This window comes from Microbulbifer celer (assembly GCF_020991125.1).
Lineage (GTDB): Bacteria > Pseudomonadota > Gammaproteobacteria > Pseudomonadales > Cellvibrionaceae > Microbulbifer > Microbulbifer celer.
Map to the genome: position 1 here is coordinate 183858 of NZ_CP087715.1, position 25533 is coordinate 209390.

Here is a 25533-nt window from a genome sequence, read left to right on the forward strand (position 1 = left end):
CCGCTCTGCCTGTCATGGTGGCCGGGCCTGTATCAGCCTCGGGTTTCCCTCTCTGCAAGGCCCGGTACCACGGCTTCTGACCGCCGCTCTTTCCATTTACACTTGGCCCATTTACACCTAGCCGATTTACACCTGCCCGATTTATATCTACCCAACTTAAAAAGCCTCGCCGGACTGCCTGCGGGGCTTTGTTGTTTCTTGAGCCCCATTTTTGTTCCGCGCTCTGTATCCCATCTGTTTGCTGAAGGGGAGGATCACTTGTGCATGCGCAAATCCTGAGACTGAACCTGGCCGGGCAGCCACTGGAGTGGCTGAGCTGGGAGGAAGCGGCCTGCCTGTATGTGCGGGACCTGGTGACCTGGACGCTGGGCGGTATCGTGCAGACGGTACACGGCGGCATCAACCGACAGGGCGAGCGTTCAAAGCTGGATCTGGCGGCCATCATTGCCTGTGGCGGTGAGCGCCTGGCGCGCCCGCGTACCCGTCCACCACTGACCAACCGCGCGCTGTTCGCCCGCGATCAGCATCTCTGCCTGTATTGTGGCAATGGCTTCCCGATTCGCGAACTGACCCGGGATCACGTCCACCCGGTATCAAAGGGCGGACGCGATATCTGGGAAAATGTGGTCACCGCCTGCCGTCGCTGCAACCAGCACAAGGGCAACCGGTTGCTGGAGAACATTGAACTGGAATTGCTGGCACTGCCGTTTGTACCCAATGCAGCGGAATACCTGGCACTCACCAACAGCGCGCGGATTCGGGGGGATCAGATGGAGTTTCTGCGCGGCCAGTTCTCCCGGCCGCGACAGGAGGGCTGGCTTCAGGCGGTCTGATTGACTGCGCTACGGATCAGATCTGCGAGGTAGACATTGAAATCGTGCCCCTGATTCTGCAGCATTTTCGGGAACATGGAGATGGGCGTCATGCCCGGGAAGGTGTTTACCTCATTGAGGTAGATATCCCCTTCATCGGTCAGGAAAAAGTCGATTCGCGACAGATCTTTCAGTTGCAGGCCGATAAAGGCGCGTTTGGAGGCTTCGTAAATCCAGCCCAGCTGCGCATCTGACAAGTCCTTCGCCACCACGTGGGTTTCGGCGCGGCTGTTCTCCGCGTACTTTTCTTCGTAACTGTAAAACGTATCCGCCGGCGCGCAGACTTCACCGGGAGGCGTGATGACCAACTCCCCCTTGTAGGTATAGGCGGCTACTTCCAGCTCCCGCACCGTGAGGCACTTTTCCACCAGCACGTAGGGAGAAAGGCGAAAGGCCTTATCCAGAACCTGCGCAAGCGTCGCTTCCTCCGTCACCTTGTAACAGCCCACGGAGGAGCCCTGGTTGGAAGCCTTGATAAATATTGCACCCCACCTTTTCAGCGCATCCCGCGCCTTCGCGGTCTCTTCGGCGGTATTGGCGCACAGGAAACGATAGGGCGTATTGTCGATACCGAGCGCGCTCAGCCACAGTTTGGTGGTGACCTTGTTGAAGCACAGCTTACTTGCCTCCGGTCCGCAGCCGTAATAGGGCAGGCCGAGTATCTCCAGCTGCGATTGCAGGTCGCCGGTTTCACCGGGGTAGCCGTGAATCGCCGGAATCACGTAATCCACCGGTTGCGCGCTGCCATTGCTGCTGTATAGCAGGCGATCCGAGCGCAGCTCCCGCAGCTTGCCGCTGCCGTCATGAAGCTGGCCCTCGGCACTCATGGTGACCCGGGTCAGCTGCAGGTCGCCACATTTCTGCAGTTCGCGCTCGATAAAGTCCGCGGTGCGGAGCGATACCTCGTGCTCACTGCTGCCACCACCGCAGATCAGCAGTACCTGGATGGGGTTGGATGCCTTCTGATTCATCGAGCTCTCATCTGACTGTTATACAAATTCTGGTTACTTGTTCTGGCTGCTTCTGCTGCGTCTAAATAGTGTGATCGCGCCTCAAGCACAGCCCAGGATTACACGTTTGCTCTTTTGCTACACCCGAGCAATTTTAGCGAAGATTCTTTACTGCGCTTTCAGCACCTGGCGACACTGCGCAGGCATTTCTTTTTTCTTCTTCGGCTTGGTGGGTTTGCTTGGTGCAGTACCGTTAAGGATGGCGTAAAACTCGTCGCTAAACCACCAGTCCAGCCCCCCTTCACAGGGATCGCCCTTTACCGGTGACTGTGGTTTGCAGTGTTTGTCTTCCGGCGGGCAATTCAGGCGCACATGAAAGTGGTAGTTGTGCCCCCACCAGGGGCGGACCTTGCGCAACCATTCATTGTCGGTACCTGAAATATCGCACATTTTGCGCTTGATGGTGGGGTGTACAAAAATCCGCGCGACCCGGGGATCTTCCGAGGCGAGGCGCAGGATGCTGGGAATACGCGGATCCCAGTTTTTTTCGATCAGGCGGTGTGCGCGTTCATCGGCGAGGGGTACGGCGGAGATGTTGTCCCGTTCCCAGGACGTCAGCGGCCGTTTGGCGGCACGGTGATCCTGTGCATACCAGATATCGGCGTCCAGCCCGGTCTGATGGCTTTTGTGTCCGCCGATCAGCGGGCCGCCGCGGGCCTGGGACATATCGCCGATCTGCAGGCGGCCGAGGTCGTTTTCTTCCACGCTGTTGGAGAGGTCTTTGAGAAATTCCACCAGGTAGGGGCTGCCGTAGTGCCGGTCGCGCCCGGTGCGCACGAGCTGGAATCCTTCGCCCCGCAGTGGCATCTGTTGTGCGCCGCTGACACAGCCGTTGCTGTAGCTGCCGATGCTTTCGGGGGGTTGTTGGGAGGGGGTTTTTACTTGTCCCCAGGTGTTCTGGGCGTGTGCACTGGTTGCCACGAGCAGGGAGATGATTGTGGCGAGGGTCCATTGGCATAGGGTACGAGCGGGTGACGACATGGATTTACTGCGTTGCTGTCGGTTTGTGGGTTAGATACTCGGGGAATTATAGAGGTTCCGTAGAGGGGTTCTGTGGAATGGTCCGCTTGGGCTTGATTGGGTTTGGTGGTTTTTACTTGGCTGGTTGGGTGGCGGCTCGGCTAGCCGGTATGCTCTCAGACACGAGCTAGGCGCGCCCTTCAACCTATATATGGTCTCCTCTCCGTTTGCAAGGCTCCAGGTGTTAATGGCAGGGACAGGGTTGTTCCCATATCCGGTCTGTTGTCGGAAATTGTGCTCCTGTCTCGATGAAGATCTGCGTGCACTGTCCTAATCATCCATACGGCGGCTGTGCGCGTCGGGCCACAAGCCCCAGTATTCATTGGCTTAATATGGATGTTTTGCTTTTTTTATTTCCGCGAGCGCTTTGATCACAGCTTGATTGGCTTTTGCTAAAGCGTTTTTGGGGTCTGCCTCCCCCGGTAGAACAGTAAATTGTTTTTCCCTGTCGGTTAACGGCTTATCGCTCATCATCGTAATCCTCTTCTAGATCAACAGTCATTTTCCCATTCTTGTCAGTTTTGCCAGAAGCCAACCCCTTGGGCTCTTTAATTTTATCCCGGTTTGCTTCCAGCTCCTGAGCCAGCTTTTTCAATCCAGCTTTAACTCGCTCCTCTTTGGATAGGTGCTTGAGTTTCTCTTTGTGTGCAACGTCAAAATCTTTGACTTTTTTATCCGTCATATAATCCTCCGAATACAGCTATTACTTTTCGGGTCATACTTGAAGCCTTTTTGCTCGTAATAATCGCGAACTTCATTATTTATTGGATTCAAAATTTTAACATGTGTGGCGCCCAGTAAAGTTGCATAGGAGTAAAGGGCAAGATATGTCAAGTCCAAATGTGGCTCATTGGCTTCAGGTGACTTTTCTATGTAATCCAGTCTCAGCCCCGTTGTCTGATATGTTGGCCGTCCCATCGCAAAACCGATTAACCGATCACCCTTCCATGTGGCGCATTCAAAACGCTTGGGATAATTGAGCTTCCAGCTTTGCCATGAAGTTGGCCAATCCCAATCAACCCTTCTGTCGGGATGATTCTGCCAGCGTTGAAAGGCGGCATATGAGGTATGGTCAACAAGCGCGAGTCTGGTGTCAGGTACTCTTAACGCTTGATTGGCCATCTGTATAGATTGCCAGCGTAGTTGGCCATACCTACGTTCCAAATCATCTCGCATCCTTAGCTTATAGGCCGTCAAGTCAATTTCTCCTTTTGCCATGGCGTAGGTAGAACAGAAGGGGGAATGCCCCTATAAATCATTTGGTTGTTGTTGTTGATTACTTCTTCCTATCATACCGGCGGACGAGAAGAAATGGTCAAATCGTGGCACATAGATTGACGTATTGGATGGAGAATTGTGGCTTACTACCCAAAATGGCGCCAGAACTTGCCACTGGTAGGCCATTCTGACGCATAGATTAGCATTGGCCTATGAAAGTCGGAAGCGTGGCCTACCGGGCGGCCCACTGTGAAAAAAACTAGCGATAAATCCGGTAATAGCAACGGTTGCAGGTGATTTTATGACGTGTCTCACTAGAGGGTGCCCGGCAGCAGAGCTGCCACCGGGTTTCGCTAGAACGAGCCCCTGAGCTACAAAATTTCCCGACAGGCGGCAATCAACGCATCCATCTCTTCATCGGTACCAATACTGATCCGTAAGTACTCACTAATCCGCGGCTTGTTGAAGTAACGCACAATAATATTGCGCTCGCGCAGGGCCTGATACAGCGCCTCGGCAGTAATCTTTGGTGGTTTGGTGAAAATGAAATTGGCGGAAGAAGGCACGATTTCAAAGCCCAGTTCAGACAGCGCCTGACAGGTACGCTCGCGGGTATTGATCACCTTGGTGCAGTTGTCCGCCAGCCACTCCCGGTCTGCAATCGCCACTGTCGCCACCCGCTGGCAGATGCCATCGATCGGGTAAGAGTTGAACGAATTCTTCGCCCGGTTCAAACCCTCGATCAGATGTGCCTGCCCCATCGCATACCCCAGACGCAACCCGGCTAAGGCATGAGACTTGGACAGCGTCTGGATCACCAGCAGGTTCGGATAACGGTCCACCAGGCTCGCCGCGCTCTCACCGCCAAAATCCACATACGCCTCATCGATCACCACCACCCGCTCCGGGTGCAGTTCGAGCAGCTTTTCAATCTCCGCCAACGGCAGAAAACGCCCCGTGGGCGCGTTCGGGTTGGGCAGGATCACGCCGCCGGCGCCGTCAATCGCGTAGTCTTCCACGGCAATGGAGAAGTCGTCCCGCAGCGGCGGGCACTTGGGTTCGATGCCGTAGAAATCGCAGTACACCGGATAAAAGCTGTAGGAAATATCCGGGAACAGCAGCGGCTCCGGGCGCTGGAAGAAACTGTAAAACGCGTGCGCCAGCACCTCGTCGGAGCCGTTGCCCACAAACACCTGCTCCGGCTTCAACTTGAACTGGGCGGCAATGGTTTCCCGCAGGGTGGTGGATTCCGGGTCCGGGTACAGGCGCAGGCTGTCACCGAGATCAGCGGCGGAAAGCGCTGCCTGAGCCTTGGGGGAGGGCGGATACGGGCTTTCGTTGGTGTTCAGCTTGATCAGGCGCTCGGTGCTTTTCGGCTGCTCGCCGGGCACGTAGGGATGTAGCCGCGCGATGGCGGGGCTCCAGTAGGGGTTGCTCATGCTATCTCCGTGAGTGCCGCCGAAAGAATCTGTTCGGCGCACTCCGATCTTGTGGTCTTACAATCGAACGGGCGGGGATTCCGCTCAGCCCGCATTATCCGTGTTGTTATTGGCTGTGCTATCGCTATCGGAATCGTCTTCAGCCTCGTCTGGCGCTGCTTCCCGATCTTCCTCATCCTGTTCGATAGTGATATCGAACAGTGCCGGTGTACCGGCGAGGAACTGCTCCAGTGGCACCGGCTCGCGCCACAGGCGGTTGTCGGATTCCAGTGCGGTGGAAACCGGCGGGATCTCGCTGAATTCATCCATTCTGCCCAGCTCCATTGCTGCCGCCAGCCCCAGAAACCCCCACGGCAGGAGTACGGACGCGAGCAGTCGCCAGTGGGGGGCGATATTCAGCGCCAGGAAAGCGGCGCACCATAACATGATGGGAATCAGAACGGCGGGCGCGATCAGCTTCAGCAGCGGCATCACCTGGGCCAGGGAGAAGTTGTAATTCAGTAGCGCCAGGATCCACTCCCAGCCGACATAGAGCAGCGTGGCACCGGCGGCGATGGAAAGGTGGGCAAGGAAGTGGGCTTCATGTTTGACCACGCGACCGATAAACGACCAGATCGCGGCGTACACCAGCAGGCCGATCACTGAGTCTGTGAGTACTTCCACACCGCGGGGCCATTCAAACTCCTGTACGGTGCCGAGGTATGCCCGCCACAGTCCCAGGGCTGCTACCAGCAGGCATAGCCCGATGGCCACGGTGGGTGTTGCGATGCGGTCGAACAGGGTTTCCGCGTGGTGCAGTGGCACAGCCGGCGGCACGCTGGTTTCGGTGTCGGTAAACCGCAGTTTGCTTTTACCGATCTCGATTTCATCGCCGGACTGGATCAGATGCTCGCGCACCCCGGCGGCCTTGACGGACTTATCGCGGTAATTGCGCAGCAGGCGTGTGCCATTGAGACTGCCCAGGTCCCGCAGTACGTAACAACCGTCTTGGTCGCGCACCAGTTCCGCATGTACCGGATCCGCATGGGGGTCTTCCACGATCACCGCGTTACTGAAACAGCGCCCCAGTGTGGCGCGCTCGCCATCGACGCGGACGCGGGTGTGCACCCGGTGGGCACGATTGATTTCCTCGATAATCAGTGCCATTGGATCTCACTCACAAACTTCTTGGTAAAGGCGCTGGCAGACTCCTGGGTAAAACCGGACAGGGTGAAATGGCTCACCAGCGCGCGGTTGTCCTGATCCACCGTCAGGCTGACATAGAACACGTCGTACAGATCCGGGAACTCTTTGTAGCGGCGCACACAGTAGGAGGTACGGGCTACTACCGGTTCTGTGCTGCCATTGGCTCTGGGCGGTGTGACTTCCTGTTGCTCTGTGTCGTCACTGGCCGTGTCGCTGTCTGGTTTGTTGTCACCACCATCGCCATCACGGGGATGGGTGGTGAACTGCTGCTTGCAGTTGAAGTCGGTGACGTCATCTTCCCCGGCGCTGTTGCCCGGGTAGAAGCCGCTCATGTTTTCTTCGTAGACATTGTAAAAGCGGGTGGTACTGATCGGGTCGCGGGCTTCCAGCCAGAAAAACTCGTATTCCACCCGGCCGGTATTGAACGTTTCCGACAGGTACACCACGTCCTGGCCAGTACAGCCCTTGGCGATCTGGGTCACCGGGTTGTCTTCATCTTCGTCGGAATTGCCCCAGCACTGAATGGACGGCACGATCGGCCCCACCACCATGGCGTCCCCCAGGGGGCGCAGCTGCCAGTTGGCCTCAAGCACTTCATCGATAATGCGCTGCTGATTGTTCAGTAACTGGCGGTGAATCACCTTTTGCAATTCCACTGCACCGTTGCTGCTGTCTTTCTTGAAGTCTGCCAGTAGGCTCACCAGTTTGTTCACCGGTACCAGAAAACTGATCTGATTGCCGGCGGTGGCAACGTTGATTCCCACGACCTCACCGTTGCGATTGATCACCGGGCCGCCGCTCATGCCGGGGTTGATGGAGCCGGAGAAGTGGATACGGTCGTAGAAGCTGCCGCCGGCGATGCCGTTATAGGTGCCGGGTACCAGCGTCATGCCTAAATCCAGGGGATTGCCCATGGAGATGATGGTTTCCCCTTTACTGGGCGCGGTTTGCGCCAGCTGCAGGAACTTATCACCGGGCTTGCCCTTCTGGCGCAGGATGGCGAGGTCGTTGACGACATCGACGTCCAGCAGCTCCAGCTCACCTTCCTGTCCGTCGACGGAAAGGTATTGCAGATTGTATTTTTCGGGGTGACTGACGGCTTCGGAGACGACGTGGTAGTTGGTGGCGACCAGTCCGTTGGCGGAGATCTGGAACCCGGAGCCGAGCCCGGCCTTGGAATTGGAGGACTGCTCGATCAGCCGGATCTGGTAGAGGCTGCCCCGATATTCGCTGTAGAGCTGTTCGTAACTCTGTGCCCGGGTAACACTGGCACAACACAACAACAGCAGGGCGATCAGGCCCGTTAAAGGTTTCGACATCTTGTTTTTTGGCGCTGATTAATTTGTGGGCGGAAGAGGCCTGATATTACGGGAACCCCGCGGGGGCAACAAGCCGGCCCGGCTTGCAAACTACTCCGTTTAATATAAGAAAGGCCGATTCGATAGTGTAGTGAATCTTGTGGCTGCTGGTTGAAGTGGAATGTGCGCCACAACACGCTGTCGTGTAATTGTGTGTAACGGCGTGTGATCGACCTGTAATGGGCTCGTCCGTAAAGTAGCGACCAAGGTTGAGGGACGCGATGCCCGGTCTTCACAGGAGCCGCGGCAAGGTGGATTGCAGACACCCTGTTATCTGAGTCCGTTATGGAAGACGGCTGTATTCAAAGGAATAGGGGAGAGCGACGGAAATGCTCTCCACTCGGATAACAGTACCGCGCCTTCAGCTATTGCCAAAGGATTGGTAGCCGAATTGTTTTTGCTGGGATTTTTGCAGGAAAGTTCGGTAAGTCAGGAAGAGTTTCGGCGCAAGCCGGAAAGCCAGGCCGGCCCGGTAACCGCAGAGCCTAGGAAATCGGGATTTGGGGAAGGGTCTGGCGGGGGCACGGATGCCTCATTTTCGCTCTTGATAGTGTTGTTGTAACCGTAGATGGCTGGGACCATCTGATTCATACCGGCAGTAAGTTCGCTTACTGCCGGTTTTTTTTCATCAAATTTTTATGGAACCCTGCAGATCGGTTGCAGTAAGCTATGTGACGTAGTTCTCGTTCTGAGGGCGCGTTTATTTCAGAGAGTATTTCAAGACCATTGGTTGCCCCGGACGGTCGGCTGGGGAGAGTGAGCAGGTACTCACCATCAACAATAAAAGGGATGACAACATGAACAAAGCAGAAGTAGATAATTATTGCGAATCGTTGCCGGTGCTGGAGATCGAAGTGCCGGAAGACAAGATTGAAATCGATATGATGCTGCGCCCGACCGAGCCGGAAGACGGTGTGGCGCAGTACTGGCCGTTTTATGAAAAGTGCAATCCGAACGAGCTGTTCGGCAATATGGACTTTAAATTCGGTGGCCGTGGGGGCAAGGTGATTATCAATCTGGCCCTGGACCTTTCCGCCATACCGGGCCGCGACCTGGAATTTGCCCTGAGTACCAGCCGCAAGCTGGATGGTATTCTGGCGCTAAGTCCGGATTTCAAGCATCAGTTCAAAACCACCGCCAAGCGGATTGATGGACGTTATACCGAGCTGAAGATTGTCATCAAGGACAAAGAGAAACGGCCGGATAACTTTAAGTTTCTGTGGCTGTGTGAGTGTGTGGATGGTGGGATGCATTTTGTTTCTGGTGACCCGAGAGCCCAAATTGAACCTCTCTAGTCACAAATAATATCCTTTAGTTTTTCGGATGTCTGGGTATGAGGGCAGAGCTGTTCGAACGCCGATAAATTAAACCATTCTGCGCTCATACCTTGATCCACCAATTGCTGAGAATAATAAATAGCGGAGCCCCATTCTTTGGCTAACGCATAAACTTGAGCGACAGTATATTTAACGTAGGTGTCGCTCGGAGCATCTCTAAGCAACTGGTGGGCTAAAGGGATGGCTTTTTCTGCCTGGTTAGTATGGGCTAACGCTAGAGCATAATATTGTTGGTTTATCAGGCCAGTTTTGTTCTTCTTGGTTTCAAGTAATAACTGCAATTTCTTCACGCAGCGAGCAAATCGTCTCGCTGCCCCATAAATAATTCATTTGGTGACTTGCCGCCTCGACTTTCTCTCGGCCTGCTGTTCAACCGATTCATAACAAAGTGAACCTGATCGTCCGTCACCTTGTTGAAGTCCGTTCCTTTTGGAAAATACTGCCGAATAAGACCGTTGGTGTTTTCATTGATCCCCCGCTCCCAAGAGGCGTAGGGGTGCGCGAAATAAATATCCGCGCCCAGCCCTCTGGCTATAACCTCATGTCCGGAGAACTCAAGCCCGTTGTCGAAGGTTATCGTTTTAATCTTGTCCTTCAGGTGAGCCATGTGAGCAACAGCTGCATCGGCCAGCAAGTCTGCTCGTTTACCCGTCAGTCGCACAATGACTGTAAACAATGTCTTGCGCTCAACCATCGTCAGCAATGCTCCGCTGCGTCCCTTGCCAATGACAGTATCACCTTCCCAGTCTCCAATCCGACTCATCTGATCAACAACAACTGGACGTTCTTCTATACTCACCCTGTTTTTGATCTTTCCCCGCCGGTCGTAGCTGCCATAGCGTTTACGATATGGCTTGGACGCTATCCGCAGATGTGTATACAAATCCCCACCGCTGGCTTGATCTGCATAAATTATCTGGTAAATCGTTTCATGGTGTAGCGAAACACCTGTGTGCCTCTCCAAGTAGATCGCAGTCTGCTGCGGGCTTAAATCTTGCATGGTTAGCAGCTCAATCTGACGCTGCACCTCGTCGGTCACTTTCCGCGCCTTATGGGCCTCTCGTCGCCGGACATCTGATAGCTTATGGGCTTGACCAGGGCGATACCCTCGCAGCCCCGTATTTCTCCGCAGTTCTCGACTGATCGTCGATGGATGCCTTTCCAGCAGCTCCGCTATTTCTGCTTGTGAGTGTCCGGCTTTTCTCAGGCTGTAAATCTGGTATCGTTCGTTCTCGGTCAGCTGGTAGTAGCTCATCAGTGCTTTTCTCTTGGTCGGGAGAGGCGCCGACTCTACCAGCTGGCCTCTCTCTTACCAATTGCACTTATTATCCGAAACCGCGCTTTGTAGTGTTTAGTAGTTGGTAGAATTTTTGTTGAGATTCCTCTTTTTGGCCTCTTAATAGATATATTTGAGCAACTTGCTCAAGCGCGGGCGCGTTATTGGGAATCTCTCTTAATATTTTTAGGTTTACTTCTAATGATTCGGAATATTTTTCTTGTAGAAAGTAGGCTACTCCTAGGTTTGATTTTGTACGAAACCCGCGTAAGTTTTCCGGGATTGAGGTGATGAATTTTTCTGCTTCAGAAAAGTTCCCGCTCTCTAGCTCGATTACTCCGGTTAATGAATAAGAGGACCAGTGCTCTGGGTGCGCACTTATAATCTGTTTTAAAACTAGGCGAGCGCTCGGGTAATCTCCGGTTGCAGTATGGTTTATTGCAATTAAATATAGATTGTCAGCAGAAGGGTTCATCGCCGCAGCCAATCTGGCATATTTCAAACCTGCTTCATAGTTTCCATTGCGATAGTATTGGCGTGCGCGCTCACTAAACAGTTCCGCAGCCGGGAAATCAGTTGCTTCTGCTTTATTAATTAATTGCTGATATTGTTCTGGGTAGTCGCCCAATCCGTATAGAAAGAGTTTTTGGTGTAGTATTTCCGACTCTTTAATGCCGAACTCAGTGACTTTGTCGAGAATCCGCAATGCAGCTTCTAAGTAATTGGTTTTTCCGCTAAGAACAAATAGGCGTGCTGCTACATCAGCTAGTGTTTGGTAGATGTATATATTTTGAGGGTAGCGCTCACTCAGTGAGATAAGTGTATTTAAGTCATCTTCACTGAGTTTCTTCGCCTCCATTCGACTGAGAACATCAAGGTAATGGCCGTAGTCATTATCGGACATCGAAACCAGCTTAAGCTCGTTCCGTTGGTAAGAAGCGGTGAACAACTTGACGGCACTGTTGCTGGTGCGATATTGCGCCTCTTGAGTTTTGTCGGTTAGGAAAGTAAAGCTCTCTTGCTGTTTGATTTGGCTGTCTGCAGTTCCCAAGCGCTGCAGCTCAATCTCACACCGGACCTCCGCACACTCCAACCGCGCAAACAGTGCATCGGTAACGCCCTTATCCGTTAGCTTCTTAAGCTGCGCCTCAAAATCCATCCCCTCCTTAGGCTCAAAACTCACCAACGCACTCGCCTTCAACTGCGAAACCGAATTCATCAACGCCTGCCGCACCATGGTTTTGGTCAGCGCTTTGGCATTTTCCTCGCCGCGGATCTCGCCGTTAATCTCCACCGGCATCACCGCAATATATTGCGGTTCCAGCCGGGTGATTTCCTTCCAGCCCCAGTAGCCTCCGGTGCCCACAGTAAGTGCTGCAGCGACACCGGCCACTACCCGCTGCCAGCGGCGGCGTTTTTTGACTTTGTGGTGGGTAAACAGGTCGGTCAGTGTCGCAGTGTAGTCTTCGGTGTCGCTTTCCAGGCCCTGTTTGTGCAGTAGCGCAAAACCCTGGTACACGATCAGTGCGCTTTCGGGGCGCAGGGCCGGGTCTTTGGCGAGCAGTTTGTCCAGCAGTATCGCCAGCGGTTCGGGGATTTGTGGCCACGCCTGTTGTGGCGGGGTGTGGGGTTCGCTGGTGATGCGGTGGGCCATGGCGAGGGCGCCGGCCTCGTGTTTTTCAAACGGGCGGCTGCCACACAGCAGTTCAAACGCAATGGTGCCGAGGCTGAACAGGTCGCTGCGGGCGTCCAGGGTTCTGCCTTGTACCTGTTCCGGCGACATGGCGGTGATGGTGCCGGCGAGCTGGTTTTCTTCGGTGAGGGTTTTCTCATCCAGCTGCTGGGATTTGGCGATGCCGAAGTCGGTGATCTTGGCAGTGGGCTGGCCCTTGGGGGGTTCCGCAATCAGGATGTTGTCCGGCTTCAGGTCTCGGTGGATGATACCGAGGTTGTGGGCCTCAGACAGGCCCTGGCAGATCTGCATCAGCAGATTGAGCTTCTGCTGCAAGCTTGGGGTGCGCTCGCGCATCCACGCGCGCAGCGTGGTGCCCTCGATATATTCCATCACCAGGGCGACGCTGTTTTCGCCATTCTCCCGGGATTCTTCGAGCACATCGTGCAGGGCGACGATATTGGGGTGGTTGAGGCGGGCGAGCAGGCGCGCTTCCTGCTGGATGCGGTCGCGGGCGTTCTGGCTGGTGAGGCCGTCCTTGAGCTTCTTGATCGCCACCTCGCGGTGCAGTTTCAGGTCTTCCGCCAGATAGACGATGCCCATGCCGCCGGCACCGAGTGTACTTTGAAGACGGTAGCGGTCGCCGCCCGGAAATTCAGGCATGGCCGTGCCGGGCAACTGTTCAACCTCGGGATCTGCAATATCCATCTGCGGGTGTTCTTTTTGTTAGAGCCTATTGGGTGCCCGGTCAGTCCATACTCTGGCGCCGGTGCGTGCCGAGCCTGCGGGATCTGCAGCGGGGCCGGGCCCGTTAAAGATTTGCGCTGGTCTCGCCGTTGCGGGCGATCTGGGAATCGTCCGCTTTGTTGTTGTGTTTAGCGCCGCCACAGAGCCCCGGATATTGCTGCCGGAGGTCGTCGAAGGCGGGTAGGTTGCAGATTTTGGCAAACTGCGCGGTGCAATACCAGATGGGAGAGATGCCCTGCTCCAGGGTTTTGCGGATATGCGCCTTGGCGGAGAGCAGGTCTCCGGTGGTGATATACACCTGGGCGCGGGCGTAGTTGACGTAGAGATCGTCCGGTGCGTCCCGGCGGATGCGGATCAGGTTCTCCACGGCTTTCTCCGCCTGGTCGAGTTCTGCGTAGGCGCGCGCCTGCATCAGCAGTCCTTCCCAGTCGTCCCTGCCGATGGTCAGGGCCAGTGCCTTCTGGGCGAGCGCCCGCGCCTGTTCCGGCTGTTGCTGCTCGCGGGCGATTTCTGCGCGGTACAGCAGAGGGTCGGCATCTTTGGGGGCGAGGTCAGATACGCGTTTAAAGCAGGATTGAGCCTCTGTGTAGCGTTGCTCGATATAATACGCCAGGCACAGATTGTAGGTATCCATGGCACCGATACGGTCCAGGCCGGCTCGGGTGAGCAGGCGAATGGTTTCACCGGGCTGGCCGCCATCGAGCAGGTTGCCGGCCAGCAGTGAGATGGCGAAAACCGTATCGTGGTTTTGCGCGATGGCTTCCTGCAATACCGCATTGGCCGCTTCCAGTTCGCCACCCCGGCTCAGGATCATGGCTTTCTGAACCCGGTAGATGTAACTGGGGCGCAGCGCAATGGCCTTGTCGATATCTTCCAGTGCTTTGCCGGTTTCTCCTCGCTGCTGGTAGTAGATGGCGCTCAGGTAGTGTGCGGCAGCGTGGTCGGGCAGGGTCAGGTGCAATTGGGTGAGCAGCTTTTCGGCCTGTATCGGGTCGTTGTGAATAATTGCCAGGCGCAATTTGGCTTTTAGCACTTCGGGAGTATGGGCAATGGCTTGCGGCACCTGCTGCAGGATGGCCGCCAGTCGCTCTCCTGCCTCTGTGCTGTTGCTGTTGTACTTGTAATCGAAGGCGATTGCCGCATAGAACTCGTACAGGGGGGCAAAGGTGCTGGCTTTTTGTTGTAACTGTTCTAATGCGTCGAGAATTTCTTTCTGGTGCCGTTCGTCGTCTCTTTGCTCAAAAATAGTTCCAGGTAGCGCTGGTAGTGCTGCGCACTGATTGGCTGTATGTCGCCAGCATCGTTTGCCGGGTAGTCCGGCAGCAGGTAATTGAGTTGGTAAAGAGTGCGCGAGCGGCTGCCCAGGCTTTCGGTTGGTGCCAGGTGCGTGCTGCGGCTGGCGACGACGGCAAAGCTATTGGCGTTTATCAGATCCAGTGTGAGCTCGCAGGTCGTGTCGTTGCAGTCCAGTTGCGGGACGAGGAGCAGTTGTGCATTGAGCGCGCGAGCCTGCTGCTCCAGTGATTGCCCGGCAAATTTCCGCGACTCGCTGAAAGGGATCAGAAGCAGGCCATCGCGGGTGGAAAGTCCTTGCTTCAGGGCGCTCATTACGTTGCTTTTGAGCAATCGCTGTGCGTCGGAATCCGGTTGCCAGTCAGGGCTGACAACGGCGATATAGCGCCCTTCGGTTTCATGTTCTGGCATCTGGGTGAAACCGAAATAAGCGAGTGTGGCCAATAGGGCAAGGCAGCCGACAACGGCGGAGGGGATCAACAACCATTTCTGCCAGCGGCGCTTGCGGTGCTGGCGATGGTAGTAGCTTTCCACCGTTGCGGTGACACTTTCGGTGCGGGTAAAGCTGTCGGTGCTGTGACGTTCATCCTGCAACAGGTGCTCGATCTCTGCCGCCACCGCGGCGGCGTTAAAGGGCCGCTGGTCCGGGTTTTTGGCCAGCAGGCGATCGAGCAGGTCGCACAGTGCTTGTGGCAGGTCCGGGTTGAGCTTTATCGCCGGTGGATGGGGGTTGTTGACGATGCGATCGATCACCGTATACGGGCTGCTGCCGTCGCCAAACGGATTCTGCCCGCACAGCAGGCGATAGGCGAGTACGCCAAACGCAAACAGGTCGCTGCGGTTGTCCAGGGGTTTGCCCTGGGCCTGCTCCGGCGACATGGCGCCCCAGCTGCCGGCAACGTGCTGTTCGCGGGTGATCTGGCTGTCTTCGAGCCAGTTCTTGGCGATGCCGAAGTCGGTGATCTTGATGGTGTTGCTGGAGTCCACCAGCACATTTTCCGCTTTCAGGTCGCGGTGGATGATGCCGGCGCTGTGGGCGCGGGTGAGGCCTTCGCAGATCTGCTTCAGCAGTTGCAGTTTCTGGCGCAGGTTCGGTTCCCGCTCCCGTTGCCAGCGGTCCAGGCTGCAACCGTCCACGTACTCCATTACCAGGGCGATATCGGCGCCGTCTTCCACCACATCGTAAATCTGTACGATGTTGTTGTGGTTGAGTTGTGCCAGCAGCCGCGCTTCCTGACGGATGCGCTGGTGGGCATTGCTGCTGTTGGGGTTGGCGTGGAGTTTTTTGATGGCCACCTGGCGGTTCAGGTGTTCATCGCTGGCCAGATACACCACACCCATACCGCCGGCGCCGAGTTTGCCGGTGACGAGGTAGCGTCCGATATGGAAGGGCGACTGCTGTGGGTTCATTTCAGTACTGGCTGCGGTTATTACGATTACCTGCGCATCGCCGTCCCTGGTTGTATGCTCCCTGCAGGTGTGTCGTATCTGGTATTACTCGGTGGCCGCCTCGGTGCTGGCCTCTATGATCTCTTTCTGTGACCCCTTGAAGATATCCAGCTGGTTACAGCCAAGACGCATCTCATGAGATCGGCGCTCTACCAGGCTGGAGGTGTCAATGGCGTCTGGCAGGCTGTTGGAGATCTGCTTGCGCGCCCGGAAAATCTGCGTATTGAGGTGATTGACTGTGATGCCCAGTTCCCGTGTGGCCAGATCGATGGCCACCCAGCCCTGGTCTGGCACATCGATGCCGCGGTTGAGGTCGCGGATTCTGGCCCGCGCGAGGTACAGCAGAAGGTAATTGTGCGAGCGCGCCGCCAGGTCTACGGTGAGGTCGGACTTGGTCAGCTGTAGCTGAACGTGTTCTTCATGGTGGCTGACGGTAAGGCGCAGGCGGAAGTCTGAGATACACAGGTTCTTCATCGCCAGTTCGGTGGTAGCCCCCTGACTGTTGCCGAGAAACAGCTCCCAGCTGTCGCGGGCGCAATCGATACGGCTGCCGTGATTGACGATACGCGCGGTTTCGCGGGTATCTGAGCCGTCCAGCAGTTCATAGATCCACACCCCGTTCACGGGATTGAAGTGCAGGCTGGCGATGGGGTCGTGTTCGTCTGGCAGCAGGTGGTAGCTTTCCAGGGATTGCGCCTCGCCGCTGTGCAGGTCGAGCAGCAGGTTTTCCGGCGGGTCTAGGTTTTCCACTTTCCACACCGGGTTGCCGGCACGGCCGAAGCATATTTCGTCGCCGAGCCCCAGGGGCTGATTTTTCGCGGGGATCAGTTGAATGCCATTGACCCAGGTGCCGTTACGGCTGAGGTCGCGGATTACCCACTGACAGCCGCTCCACTGGATAGAGGCGTGAATTCCGGAAATCTCGGGCGCGGTGATACGCGTATCGGCAGCCCCTGCACGGCGGCCAATGGTGTGGTGCGCCAATAGATAGACAGGCTGATCCCGATCGGGATGCTGCAGGCAAGCCATGTTTCCCCCTTCCCTCAAAAAATGCTGCAGTTGGCCTCTGCGCAAGTTGGCGAGGCGCAATTACAGTGTTCTGCAAGACAGAGGCAGATGGTGTCTTCGGGTAACCGGGAGTGACACCGGACACGGCTTTGTGCCGGGCGCTACATCGTGTGATGCGAGCGAGTGATTTCGCCGGGAGCGCTGCACGTCATACATACCGCCAACCATGGCCCCCAGCGGGAGTCAAGTCCGTATAAACGCTTTTCCAGCGGTGCCGGGCACGTGCTCGGCCCCTGTCTTGAGTAAGTGGTCACTAACGGAGTAAACCGCAGAGACTTCAGTGTTGTTGGGTTATTTATACCGGACTGCGGAACGAATGCAATGATTGAATGAGAATTGCTTATAAACCAGACAGAGATTGCCTTGTGACCATTTGTGACACTTTTTGCGAGGCTTTTCAGGGGCCTGTCTTGCTCCAGGTCACCTTTCTCCGTGGGGGAGCTGGGAAGGCAGGTTGCGGCTGTCTTTGCGGTCCAGGTCGCCCACGTCCAGAACCGGGGAGGCGTCGATATGCTCTGCGTCCATCATCAGGGCGACCCGTTGCAGGGAGGAGATGATCATGGATTGTTCCCATTCCCGCAGGTCGCGGAACTGGCGCACGAAATGCTCCTGAAGGGGAGTGGGCGCATCGCGAATGATATCCATGCCCTTGTCCGTCAGGTGAGCGTGCACTTTGCGCTTGTCTTCTGATGAGCGCTCGCGATAAACCAATCCGCGTTTTTCCAGGCGGTCTAGAATAGTGGTGACGGTTGCCTGGCTGAGGCTGATTTCTTTGGCCAGGGCGCCGATGGTGACCTGGCCCTGTTCGCGAATGGCCTGCAACAACAGTAGTTGTGGCGCGGTAAGCCCGGCGGTTTTTACCAGCTGCTTGGAGTGCAGGTCGGTGGCGCGGATCAGGCGGCGCAGGGTGATCAGTACTTCTTCAATCTTATCCATCAGCAGCAGGCTCTCGAGTTCGCGGCGGGATAGTTGCCCGCGGCTGACTTTATGTGCTGGGGCGTCTTTGTCAACTGTTTGCTGACGCCCGTGTGCGGTTTGGGCGCGCCCGCCAGAGGGTGCGCTGTGGCCGCTGGGCCTGTCTTCCTCCGCCTTAGGGGTGTTTGTATTTTGATCTGGTGGCATGAGCCTCGGCCTTGCGTCGTGGATAATGTTTAGAGTACTATAGATTTAATTGTTTAGACCAGTAAATAATTTTCTCGTGTGAACGTCAACCAGGCGTCACACTTCCGGGGTATAAGCTGGTCTTAAGGGATCCAGGTTGCCCGCTACCGAACGGTCGATCCAGGTCTAATTATTTGACAACTAAAGGTGTTGATTTGAGCGCTAGCAGCGAAGGTAAAGAAGGCAAGGATGAAGAACCCAGTGACGAAAAGGTCACGTCGGCGCAGTCGCCCAACGATTCCGCCGAAATCGGCGCTAAAAAAGTAGTACTGCGCCGCCCGGTCAGTGAAGACGGTGCTCATGTGCATGATCTGATTGGCCGCTGCCCGCCTTTGGATGAAAACTCCATTTACTGCAACCTGTTGCAGACCAGCCATTTTTCCGCCACCAGTGTCGCTGCCGAATTGAATGGTGCGTTGGTGGGGTTCATTTCCGGTTACATCGTGCCCGATCGTCCCGACACCCTGTTTGTATGGCAGGTAGCGGTGGCGGAGCAGGGCCGTGGCATGGGGCTCGCCGGCCGTATGCTGCGCGAGATACTGCAGCGCCCGGCCTGCAGTGAGGTGCGTTTCGTAGAAACCACGATTACACCGGACAACGACGCCTCCTGGGCGTTGTTCCGCAGTCTCGCGCGCAAGCTCGAAGCCGAATGTAACGATTCCGTGATGTTTGACCGCGAGCGCCATTTCCTGGGGCGTCACGACAGTGAGATGTTGCTGCGAATTGGTCCGTTTGCGGGTCAGTCTGCCGGCAGCAGCGCTCTCTGATACCGCAGCGGGCCCGTCACAGTTTTCCGAATCCGTATTTAGATAATCCACTCAAAAGGTTGGAATCATGAAAGTTTTTGAAGAAATCGAATCAGAAGTTCAGAGTTATGCCCGTTCTTTCCCGCGCGTATTCAACAAGGCGCAGGGCGAGTACCTGTACGACGAAGAAGGCAACCAGTACCTGGACTTCCTCGCCGGTGCCGGCACCCTGAACTACGGGCACAACAACCCGATCTTCAAGAAAGCGCTGCTCGAGTACATCGAGCAGGACGGCATTACTCACGGTCTGGACCTACACACCAAGGCCAAGCGCGAGTTCCTGGAGTCTTTTTACGAGCACATCCTGAAGCCGCGCGACATGTCCTATGTCATGCAGTTCACCGGCCCGACCGGAACCAACGCGGTAGAAGCTGCGCTGAAAATCGCGCGCAAGTACAAAGGCCGCGAGAACATCATTTCCTTCACCAACGGCTTCCACGGCTGCAGCATGGGCGCCCTGGCCGCTACCGGTAACTCCCATCACCGCGGTGCTGCCGGCGTAAGCATGAGCGGCGTTTCCCGCATTCCGTACGAAGGCTACCTGGGGGATGATATCGACACCACAGCATACCTGGACAAGGTGCTGAGCGACTCATCCAGCGGTATCGATCTGCCGGCGGCGGTAATGGTCGAAACCGTGCAGGGTGAGGGTGGCATCAACGCCGCCAGCTTCGAATGGCTGCGCAACCTGCAGGACGTATGTACCAAGCATGACGTGCTGCTGATCGTCGATGACATTCAGGCTGGTTGCGGCCGTACCGGCAGTTACTTCAGCTTTGAAGAGGCGGGCATCAAGCCGGACATCGTTACCCTGTCCAAATCCCTCAGTGGTTATGGCTTGCCGTTCGCTGTTGTGCTGATGAAGCCGGAGCTGGACCAGTGGAAGCCGGGTGAGCACAACGGTACCTTCCGCGGTAACAATCTGGCGTTCGTTACTGCCAAGGCTGCGATCGACAACTTCTGGAGCGACGACAAGTTTGCCAAGGAAGTACAGCGTAAGGGTGACTATATCGGCCAGCGCCTGGAGACCATCGTCGATAAATACGGTGACGGCAACATGACTACCCGCGGTCGCGGTATGTTCCGCGGTCTGAACTGCGTCAGCGGCGATCTGGCCAGCGAGATCACCCGTGAAGCGTTCAAGCATGGCCTGGTGATTGAGACCAGTGGTGCGGAAGATCACGTAGTGAAAACCCTGTGCCCACTGACCATCAGCGACGAAAACCTGACCAAAGCACTGGATATCGTGGAACAAGCGGTAGCCAAGGTGCTCAAAGGGCAGGACGTTCCGGAAGAGCACGATTTCTTCGCTGACGATGAGTCCTCTTCTGAGGAAGGCACCGAAGCCGCGGCCTGATCGGCCCGGAAATTGAGTTAACGGAAAGAAGTCGCAAAGCGGCTTCTTTTTACAAGTGAACACCGAGAAATTAGAGGTAGAACATGATCGTTCGTCAACTACAAGATTGTGAAAAAACTGACCGTCGTATTGTTTCAGAAGGCTGGGAAAGCACCCGTCTGGCGCTCAAGAACGACAACATGGGCTTTTCCTTCCACATCACCACCATTTACGAAGGCGCCGAGCTGCACCTGCACTATCAGAACCACCTGGAGTCCGTGTACTGCATTTCCGGTGAAGGTTCTGTGATGGCGGAGTCCGATGGTGTGGTGCACGAGATTACTCCGGGAACCATCTACCTGCTGGACAAGCATGATAAACACGTGCTCAAAGGCAAAACTGAAATGAAAATGGCCTGTGTCTTCAACCCGCCGCTGCACGGCAAAGAAGTACACAACGCGGAAGGCGCATACGAGCTGGATGCGGAAGAGGTATCGGACGAAAAATAAGCCGTCCGCGCCCAACAACAAGGCGTTGGAGTTCTGGGGTGCGACTAACCGCGCCCCACACTTGCAACTCACGCACAAGGCAAACAAGGAACCCATGAAGATTCATACGGTGGAAAAAATCGGCGGTACGTCCATGAGCGACTACCAGGCCGTACGCGATAACATCATTTTTAAAAATGGCAGAGCGAAAGCCGAGGGGTTGTACCAGCGCATTTTCGTGGTCTCAGCCTACGGCGGTATTACCGACCTGCTGCTAGAGCACAAAAAGTCTGGTCAGCCGGGTGTCTTTGCCCTGTTTGCCGGTGCGGACGACGAGATGGAGTGGTCCGATGCGGTGCGCGGTCTGCGCGAACGCATGGAAGAAATCAACGCGAGTCTGTTTACCGACCAGGCGACACTGACCAAAGCCAACCAGTTTATTGGTGAGCGCCTGGACGATGCGGCCAACTGCCTGTCGGACCTGGAGCGGGTGTGTCAGCACGGTCACTTTGCCCTGGAAGGTCATCTGGATACCGTGAGTGAAATGCTCGCGAGCCTGGGGGAAGCCCACAGTGCCTGGAATACCGTGCAACTGCTGAAGCAGGAAGGTGTAAATGCGCGTTTTGTTGACCTGACTGGTTGGCGCGATGGCGATCACATGACCCTGGACGCGCGTATCGAGCGTGCGTTTGCGGACGTTGATCTGGCCACCGAGCTGCCGATTGTGACCGGGTACGCGCACACTGCCGACGGCCTGATGAAAACCTTCGCCCGCGGTTACAGTGAGATGACGTTCAGCCGTCTCGCGGTAAAGACCGATGCCAGCGAAGCGATCATTCACAAGGAATATCACCTGAGTAGTGCCGATCCCCGCCTGGTCGGGGAAGAGCAGGCCGTACCCATCGGCCGCACCAACTACGATGTGGCGGACCAGCTCGCCAATCTGGGGATGGAAGCCATCCACCCGCGCGCGGCTAAAGGTCTGCGCCAGCAGGAAATCCCCCTGCGGATCATGAACACCTTTGAGCCGGAACACCGCGGTACCCTGGTGACCGGTGATTACGTCAGTGAGAAGCCGCAGGTGGAAATCATTGCGGGGCGCAAAAGCATCTATGCTGTTGAATGTTTCGATCAGGACATGATGGGCAGCATGACCGTGTACGACCGCGCCATTAACGAAATCATCGCACGCTTCAAAGGCAGTGTGGTGACCAAGGATATCAACGCCAACACCATTACCCACTATCTGGGTAACAACCTGAAAACCGTCAAGCGTATAAAGAGTGCGATTGGCGAGCGCTTCCCGGACTGCGATATGCAGGTACGTAAAGTTGCGGTTGTTTCGGCGATTGGCAGCGACATGAAAATTTCCGGTATGTTGTCCCGCGCGGTGAGCGCACTGGCCAAATCCGGTCTCAGCATCCTTGCAGTACATCAGTCCATGCGTCAGGTGGACATGCAGTTTGTGGTCGACGAAAGCGATTATGAAGTCGCGGTCAAGAGCCTGCACGAGGCACTGGTGGAAGTGCACGAGCACGGCGAAGCGATATGCGCAGCGTAGTATCGCAAACGGCGGGCATTTGCCCGCCGTTTTGGTATCTGCGTGTCTTCGCGCTGTGTGGCGGCCTGTTTTTTGCCACCTGCTCCCTCGCGCAAGACCAGGAGCCTGCAGAGGTTTCTGGACAAACGGAGACGGCCACTGCGGAGCAGCAGCAACAACAACGCCGTGCCGAGCGGGCGGTTGATGAGCTCGAGAAGCCCCTCTATTCCCCCTTCATCGAGCGCTATGTGCTGGATGAGCTCAAACAGTTGCGTACCGATATGGCCGCGCAAAAGGTATCCCTCACAGAAAGTATCACCGACCGGCAGCTGAGCGCCGCGGACAAGGCGATTTCATACGCCACGGATACCATTACCTACTTCTTTTACCTGATCGCGGGCTTCAGTTCCCTGCTGGTGATCATGGGTTGGACTTCCATTCGCGACGTGAAGGAGAAGGTCCACAGCCTCGCCAACGAAGAAATCTCCAAACTGGTAGAGCAGTACGAGGCGCGTTTGCGCAGTATTGAAGAGCAGCTGTCGGAAAAGACCCAGCATATTGAAGACAACCGCGATGAAATTGAGCTCACCCAGGAAGTCCATTCCCTATGGCTGCGCGCCGGTCGCGAACAGACGCCTACCGGTAAAATTGCGGTTTACGATCAGATCCTGAAGTTGCGTCCCAATGATGGTGAGGCGCTGACCTACAAAGCAGATGCAGTACTGGAGTTGGACGAGCCTCAGTGGGCGATCAATCTCTGTCTTCAGGCGTTGCAGATTGATAGTCAGAACGGCAACGCTTATTACCAATTGGGCTGTGCCTACGCTTATCTGGAGCAATGTGATGAGGCGGTGGAATACCTGTCCAAAGCACTGGATATTTCAGTTACCTACCGGGATGAAGCGCTGGAGGACTCCGCGTTTAACAAGTTGCACGAATACCAGCCATTTGTTGAACTGATGGGGATTCAGTCAGACGAGGGAAGCCTCAAGGGATGAGACTGTCTGAAATGTTAGTGCCGTAAATTCTGATGCGGGTCTGATGTTCTGCCCGAATTAGCAAAGAAACACGCCATATTTAATAAAAACGACAAAGGGGAGAAGTCGTGCTTATCAGTTTCCTATTATTCCTGGGTATGTTTGCCGCGGTCGGGATCAGCTCATTCCGCAAAAGTCGCGGTACCAAAAAAGACTACTATCTCGCGAGTCAGGACGTGCACCCGATGCTGGTGGGGCTTTCCGCTGTTGCCACCAACAACAGCGGTTATATGTTTATTGGCGTGATCGGTTATACCTACGCGACGGGCCTCGCTTCCATCTGGATGATGGTGGGGTGGATTCTGGGGGATTTCCTCGGTTCCCTGTGGATGCACAAAAACCTGCGCGAGGCCGCGAAACGTAGTGGCGAGTCCAGCTACGCGGGCGTGCTGGCCAGCTGGAACGGCACCCGCTTCGCCGGTTGGCAAAAACTCGCCGGATTATTGTCTTTGATATTTCTTCTCGCTTACGCCAGTGCCCAGCTGGTTGCCGGTAGCAAGGCGCTTTCGGTGGTCCTCGGAATGCCCGCCTGGAGTGGTGCCGTGATCGGCGGCATTATCGTCGCTGCCTACTGCCTGGCCGGCGGTATCCGCGCTTCCATCTGGACCGATGCAGCCCAGTCCATCGTGATGGTGGTAGCCATGGGCCTGTTGCTGGTTGTGGCCACCAGTTCCATCGGTGGCCTCGGCGCCGCCTGGACGGCGATGGGACAGGTAGAGGGCTATCTCGACCTGTACCCGCAGGATCTGGCACTGCCGGGCATTGCTGGTCTCGTGCTGTTTGCCTTGGGCTGGCTGTTTGCCGGTATCTCGGTGGTAGGCCAGCCCCATGTCATGGTGCGCTTTATGGCGCTGGACGATGCCGGCCGCATGGTACAGGCGCGTTGCTGGTACTACCTGTGGTTTACGGTGTTCTACATGATGGCCACTGCGGTGGGTATGCTGTCTCGCATCCTGCTCAGTGACCCGGGAACATTCGACGCAGAGCTGGCGTTGCCAATGATGGCGATGGAACTGTTGCCGCCGGCGCTGGTGGGGCTGATTCTGGCGGGTATTTTTGCGGCGACTATGTCCACTGCCGATTCCCTGGTGCTGAGCTGTTCTGCGGCACTGACCAGCGATCTACTGCCCAAGCGCACCGAAGATACCCGGATACTGAAAATCGCGACCTTGGGAATCACTACCCTGGCGGTGGTCTGGGCATTGGTAAATCAGCAGAGTGTGTTCAGCCTGGTGGTGATGTCCTGGTCGGCTCTGGCCTCGGCCTTCGGCCCGCTGCTGATGGTGCTCGCCGCCGGTGGCCGTCCGTCCCAGCGCCTGGCGATCATCATGAGCGTGTTGGGGCTGGCAACGGCACTGATCTGGCGCTGGCTGGGCTGGCAGGCATTTGTGTACGAAGGTATGCCGGGTATCCTGATGGGATTGGTGACCTTTGCGGTTGGCCGATTTCTGGCCCGGGAACCTGTTGGGCGCACCGTGAACGCGTGATTGGTCCTGTGCCTGCCGAGCTTTGGTTCTACTCGGGTGGCGGCGAAGCACCGGGTATTCCTTTTCGGGACCGAGCTAGCCGCCCCCCACCTGTGGACACTTCCCTGTACGCTGCGGCGGCGACGTGGCCCGGCCGCTTCAACGCGGCGCCTTCGGCCCCTGTCGCCGACGCTCCTGAAAGGAATACCCGGCACTTTGCCTTCAATTCTGGCAATGCGCTTCGTAGCTCCGATTTCACCCTCGCTCTATTATCCGCCATCGATGCCTTGCCAGATATTCGTGTGGTTCAAGGCCATTTAGAATCGAAGGCGGTTCTATAGATAGCAGGTTGTAAGAAAACTTCTTTCATTCATTTCAATCTTGACTGCCATTTGGCCACTTATAGTATCTATGGCCCCCTTTTTTGTAATAAATTCAACTTGGCTCTCTCGATTCCGCGCGCAAATATAAGAGGGCCTATTCGAGCAGCACTGAACTTTCCATTATGTGATCTGTGAATATGAATCTATTAGAAGGGATATTAATACTGCCCTGATAGTTTGGGGTTTTTAATGTAGCGGGGCTATGTGGTTAATTCACTGGCGAGGAGTTCTGAAGTGAATGGAAGTCAGCATTTGATGCGCTATGAATGGTCCAGTTCAAATTGAAGGGAATAGAGAACAAAGCTTACCATTTAGTTTCTGGGCAAAAAAAGCTCAGCCTGTGTATTGACCGTTCAGTGTCATCAGCCAAAA

Annotated in this window: 23 protein-coding genes; 8 read left to right on the forward strand and 15 right to left on the reverse strand. The window is 55.8% G+C overall.

Features of this window, described 5'->3' with window-relative positions:
- The first annotated feature begins 260 nt into the window (after nucleotides 1-260).
- Entirely contained in the window at nucleotides 261-833 is a 573-nt protein-coding gene (locus LPW13_RS00690; RefSeq protein ID WP_230437533.1) for an HNH endonuclease, read from the forward strand.
- Here LPW13_RS00690 and LPW13_RS00695 read toward each other — a convergent pair.
- From LPW13_RS00695 to LPW13_RS00730, 8 genes are all read right to left on the reverse strand, one after another.
- Nucleotides 821-1843, reverse strand: a complete 1023-nt coding sequence (locus LPW13_RS00695) for a D-alanine--D-alanine ligase (RefSeq protein WP_230437534.1) — start codon at nucleotides 1841-1843, stop codon at nucleotides 821-823. The two genes, LPW13_RS00690 and LPW13_RS00695, sit on opposite strands and share 13 nt — an antisense overlap.
- A 147-nt stretch (nucleotides 1844-1990) precedes the next feature.
- The gene (gene mepA, locus LPW13_RS00700; protein WP_230437535.1) at nucleotides 1991-2863 is read right to left on the reverse strand and encodes a penicillin-insensitive murein endopeptidase; all 873 of its coding nucleotides are present in this window, start codon (nucleotides 2861-2863) and stop codon (nucleotides 1991-1993) included.
- 366 nt (nucleotides 2864-3229) lie between these two features.
- Entirely contained in the window at nucleotides 3230-3376 is a 147-nt protein-coding gene (locus LPW13_RS00705) for a hypothetical protein (RefSeq protein ID WP_230437536.1), read from the reverse strand.
- Nucleotides 3363-3584 (reverse strand): hypothetical protein, encoded by a 222-nt coding sequence (locus tag LPW13_RS00710; RefSeq protein WP_230437537.1) that lies wholly within the window; start codon nucleotides 3582-3584, stop codon nucleotides 3363-3365. Before LPW13_RS00710 ends, LPW13_RS00705 begins: the two co-directional genes overlap by 14 nt.
- Nucleotides 3581-4099 carry a hypothetical protein gene (locus tag LPW13_RS00715; RefSeq protein WP_230437538.1) on the reverse strand — a complete coding sequence of 173 codons (519 nt, stop codon included), beginning with the start codon at nucleotides 4097-4099 and terminating at the stop codon, nucleotides 3581-3583. The genes LPW13_RS00710 and LPW13_RS00715 overlap by 4 nt, the downstream gene beginning before the upstream one ends.
- Before the next feature lie 392 nt (nucleotides 4100-4491).
- Nucleotides 4492-5559, reverse strand: coding sequence for a histidinol-phosphate transaminase (hisC, locus tag LPW13_RS00720; RefSeq protein ID WP_230437539.1), 1068 nt, complete (start codon nucleotides 5557-5559; stop codon nucleotides 4492-4494).
- An 84-nt stretch (nucleotides 5560-5643) separates the two neighbouring features.
- Nucleotides 5644-6705 (reverse strand): FHA domain-containing protein, encoded by a 1062-nt coding sequence (locus tag LPW13_RS00725; protein WP_230437540.1) that lies wholly within the window; start codon nucleotides 6703-6705, stop codon nucleotides 5644-5646.
- On the reverse strand, nucleotides 6696-8063 hold the full coding sequence (locus LPW13_RS00730; RefSeq protein ID WP_230437541.1) for a S1C family serine protease: 1368 nt from the start codon (nucleotides 8061-8063) through the stop codon (nucleotides 6696-6698). Before LPW13_RS00730 ends, LPW13_RS00725 begins: the two co-directional genes overlap by 10 nt.
- Nucleotides 8064-8899: 836 nt before the next feature.
- Between LPW13_RS00730 and LPW13_RS00735 the strand changes: the two genes are divergently transcribed.
- Nucleotides 8900-9397, forward strand: a complete 498-nt coding sequence (locus LPW13_RS00735; RefSeq protein WP_230437542.1) for a hypothetical protein — start codon at nucleotides 8900-8902, stop codon at nucleotides 9395-9397.
- Here LPW13_RS00735 and LPW13_RS00740 read toward each other — a convergent pair.
- The 7 genes from LPW13_RS00740 to LPW13_RS00770 form a co-directional block, all read right to left on the reverse strand.
- Nucleotides 9394-9729, reverse strand: coding sequence for a tetratricopeptide repeat protein (locus LPW13_RS00740; protein ID WP_230437543.1), 336 nt, complete (start codon nucleotides 9727-9729; stop codon nucleotides 9394-9396). The genes LPW13_RS00735 and LPW13_RS00740 overlap by 4 nt on opposite strands.
- Nucleotides 9726-10694 (reverse strand): IS30 family transposase, encoded by a 969-nt coding sequence (locus tag LPW13_RS00745; protein ID WP_230435866.1) that lies wholly within the window; start codon nucleotides 10692-10694, stop codon nucleotides 9726-9728. Before LPW13_RS00745 ends, LPW13_RS00740 begins: the two co-directional genes overlap by 4 nt.
- 70 nt (nucleotides 10695-10764) lie before the next feature.
- Nucleotides 10765-13095: a serine/threonine-protein kinase gene (locus tag LPW13_RS00750; protein ID WP_230437544.1), complete on the reverse strand. Its 2331-nt coding sequence runs from the start codon at nucleotides 13093-13095 to the stop codon at nucleotides 10765-10767.
- Between the two features lie 103 nt (nucleotides 13096-13198).
- Nucleotides 13199-14152 (reverse strand): tetratricopeptide repeat protein, encoded by a 954-nt coding sequence (locus LPW13_RS00755; RefSeq protein WP_230437545.1) that lies wholly within the window; start codon nucleotides 14150-14152, stop codon nucleotides 13199-13201.
- 173 nt (nucleotides 14153-14325) lie between these two features.
- Nucleotides 14326-15837 (reverse strand): serine/threonine-protein kinase, encoded by a 1512-nt coding sequence (locus LPW13_RS00760; RefSeq protein WP_230437546.1) that lies wholly within the window; start codon nucleotides 15835-15837, stop codon nucleotides 14326-14328.
- Nucleotides 15838-15921: 84 nt separating this feature from the next.
- The gene (locus tag LPW13_RS00765; protein ID WP_230437547.1) at nucleotides 15922-16905 is read right to left on the reverse strand and encodes an FHA domain-containing protein; all 984 of its coding nucleotides are present in this window, start codon (nucleotides 16903-16905) and stop codon (nucleotides 15922-15924) included.
- A gap of 459 nt (nucleotides 16906-17364) precedes the next feature.
- Entirely contained in the window at nucleotides 17365-17880 is a 516-nt protein-coding gene (locus LPW13_RS00770; RefSeq protein WP_230437548.1) for a MarR family winged helix-turn-helix transcriptional regulator, read from the reverse strand.
- 380 nt (nucleotides 17881-18260) lie between these two features.
- On the opposite strand from LPW13_RS00770, the gene ectA reads away from it, so the two are divergent.
- The 6 genes from ectA to LPW13_RS00800 all read left to right on the forward strand — a co-directional run bounded on the left by ectA (nucleotide 18261) and on the right by LPW13_RS00800 (nucleotide 24799).
- Nucleotides 18261-18872, forward strand: a complete 612-nt coding sequence (gene ectA, locus LPW13_RS00775; RefSeq protein ID WP_230437549.1) for a diaminobutyrate acetyltransferase — start codon at nucleotides 18261-18263, stop codon at nucleotides 18870-18872.
- Between the two features lie 67 nt (nucleotides 18873-18939).
- Nucleotides 18940-20268 (forward strand): diaminobutyrate--2-oxoglutarate transaminase, encoded by a 1329-nt coding sequence (gene ectB, locus LPW13_RS00780; protein ID WP_230437550.1) that lies wholly within the window; start codon nucleotides 18940-18942, stop codon nucleotides 20266-20268.
- Nucleotides 20269-20351: 83 nt separating this feature from the next.
- A complete protein-coding gene (locus LPW13_RS00785) occupies nucleotides 20352-20756 on the forward strand; it encodes an ectoine synthase (protein ID WP_230437551.1) in 405 nt (134 codons plus the stop codon).
- A 94-nt stretch (nucleotides 20757-20850) separates the two neighbouring features.
- Entirely contained in the window at nucleotides 20851-22296 is a 1446-nt protein-coding gene (locus tag LPW13_RS00790) for an aspartate kinase (protein ID WP_230437552.1), read from the forward strand.
- Complete coding sequence (locus tag LPW13_RS00795; RefSeq protein ID WP_230437553.1) at nucleotides 22284-23273, forward strand: tetratricopeptide repeat protein; 990 nt, start codon at nucleotides 22284-22286, stop codon at nucleotides 23271-23273. Before LPW13_RS00790 ends, LPW13_RS00795 begins: the two co-directional genes overlap by 13 nt.
- 107 nt (nucleotides 23274-23380) lie before the next feature.
- Entirely contained in the window at nucleotides 23381-24799 is a 1419-nt protein-coding gene (locus LPW13_RS00800) for a sodium/proline symporter (RefSeq protein WP_230437554.1), read from the forward strand.
- Nucleotides 24800-25533 lie beyond the last annotated feature (734 nt).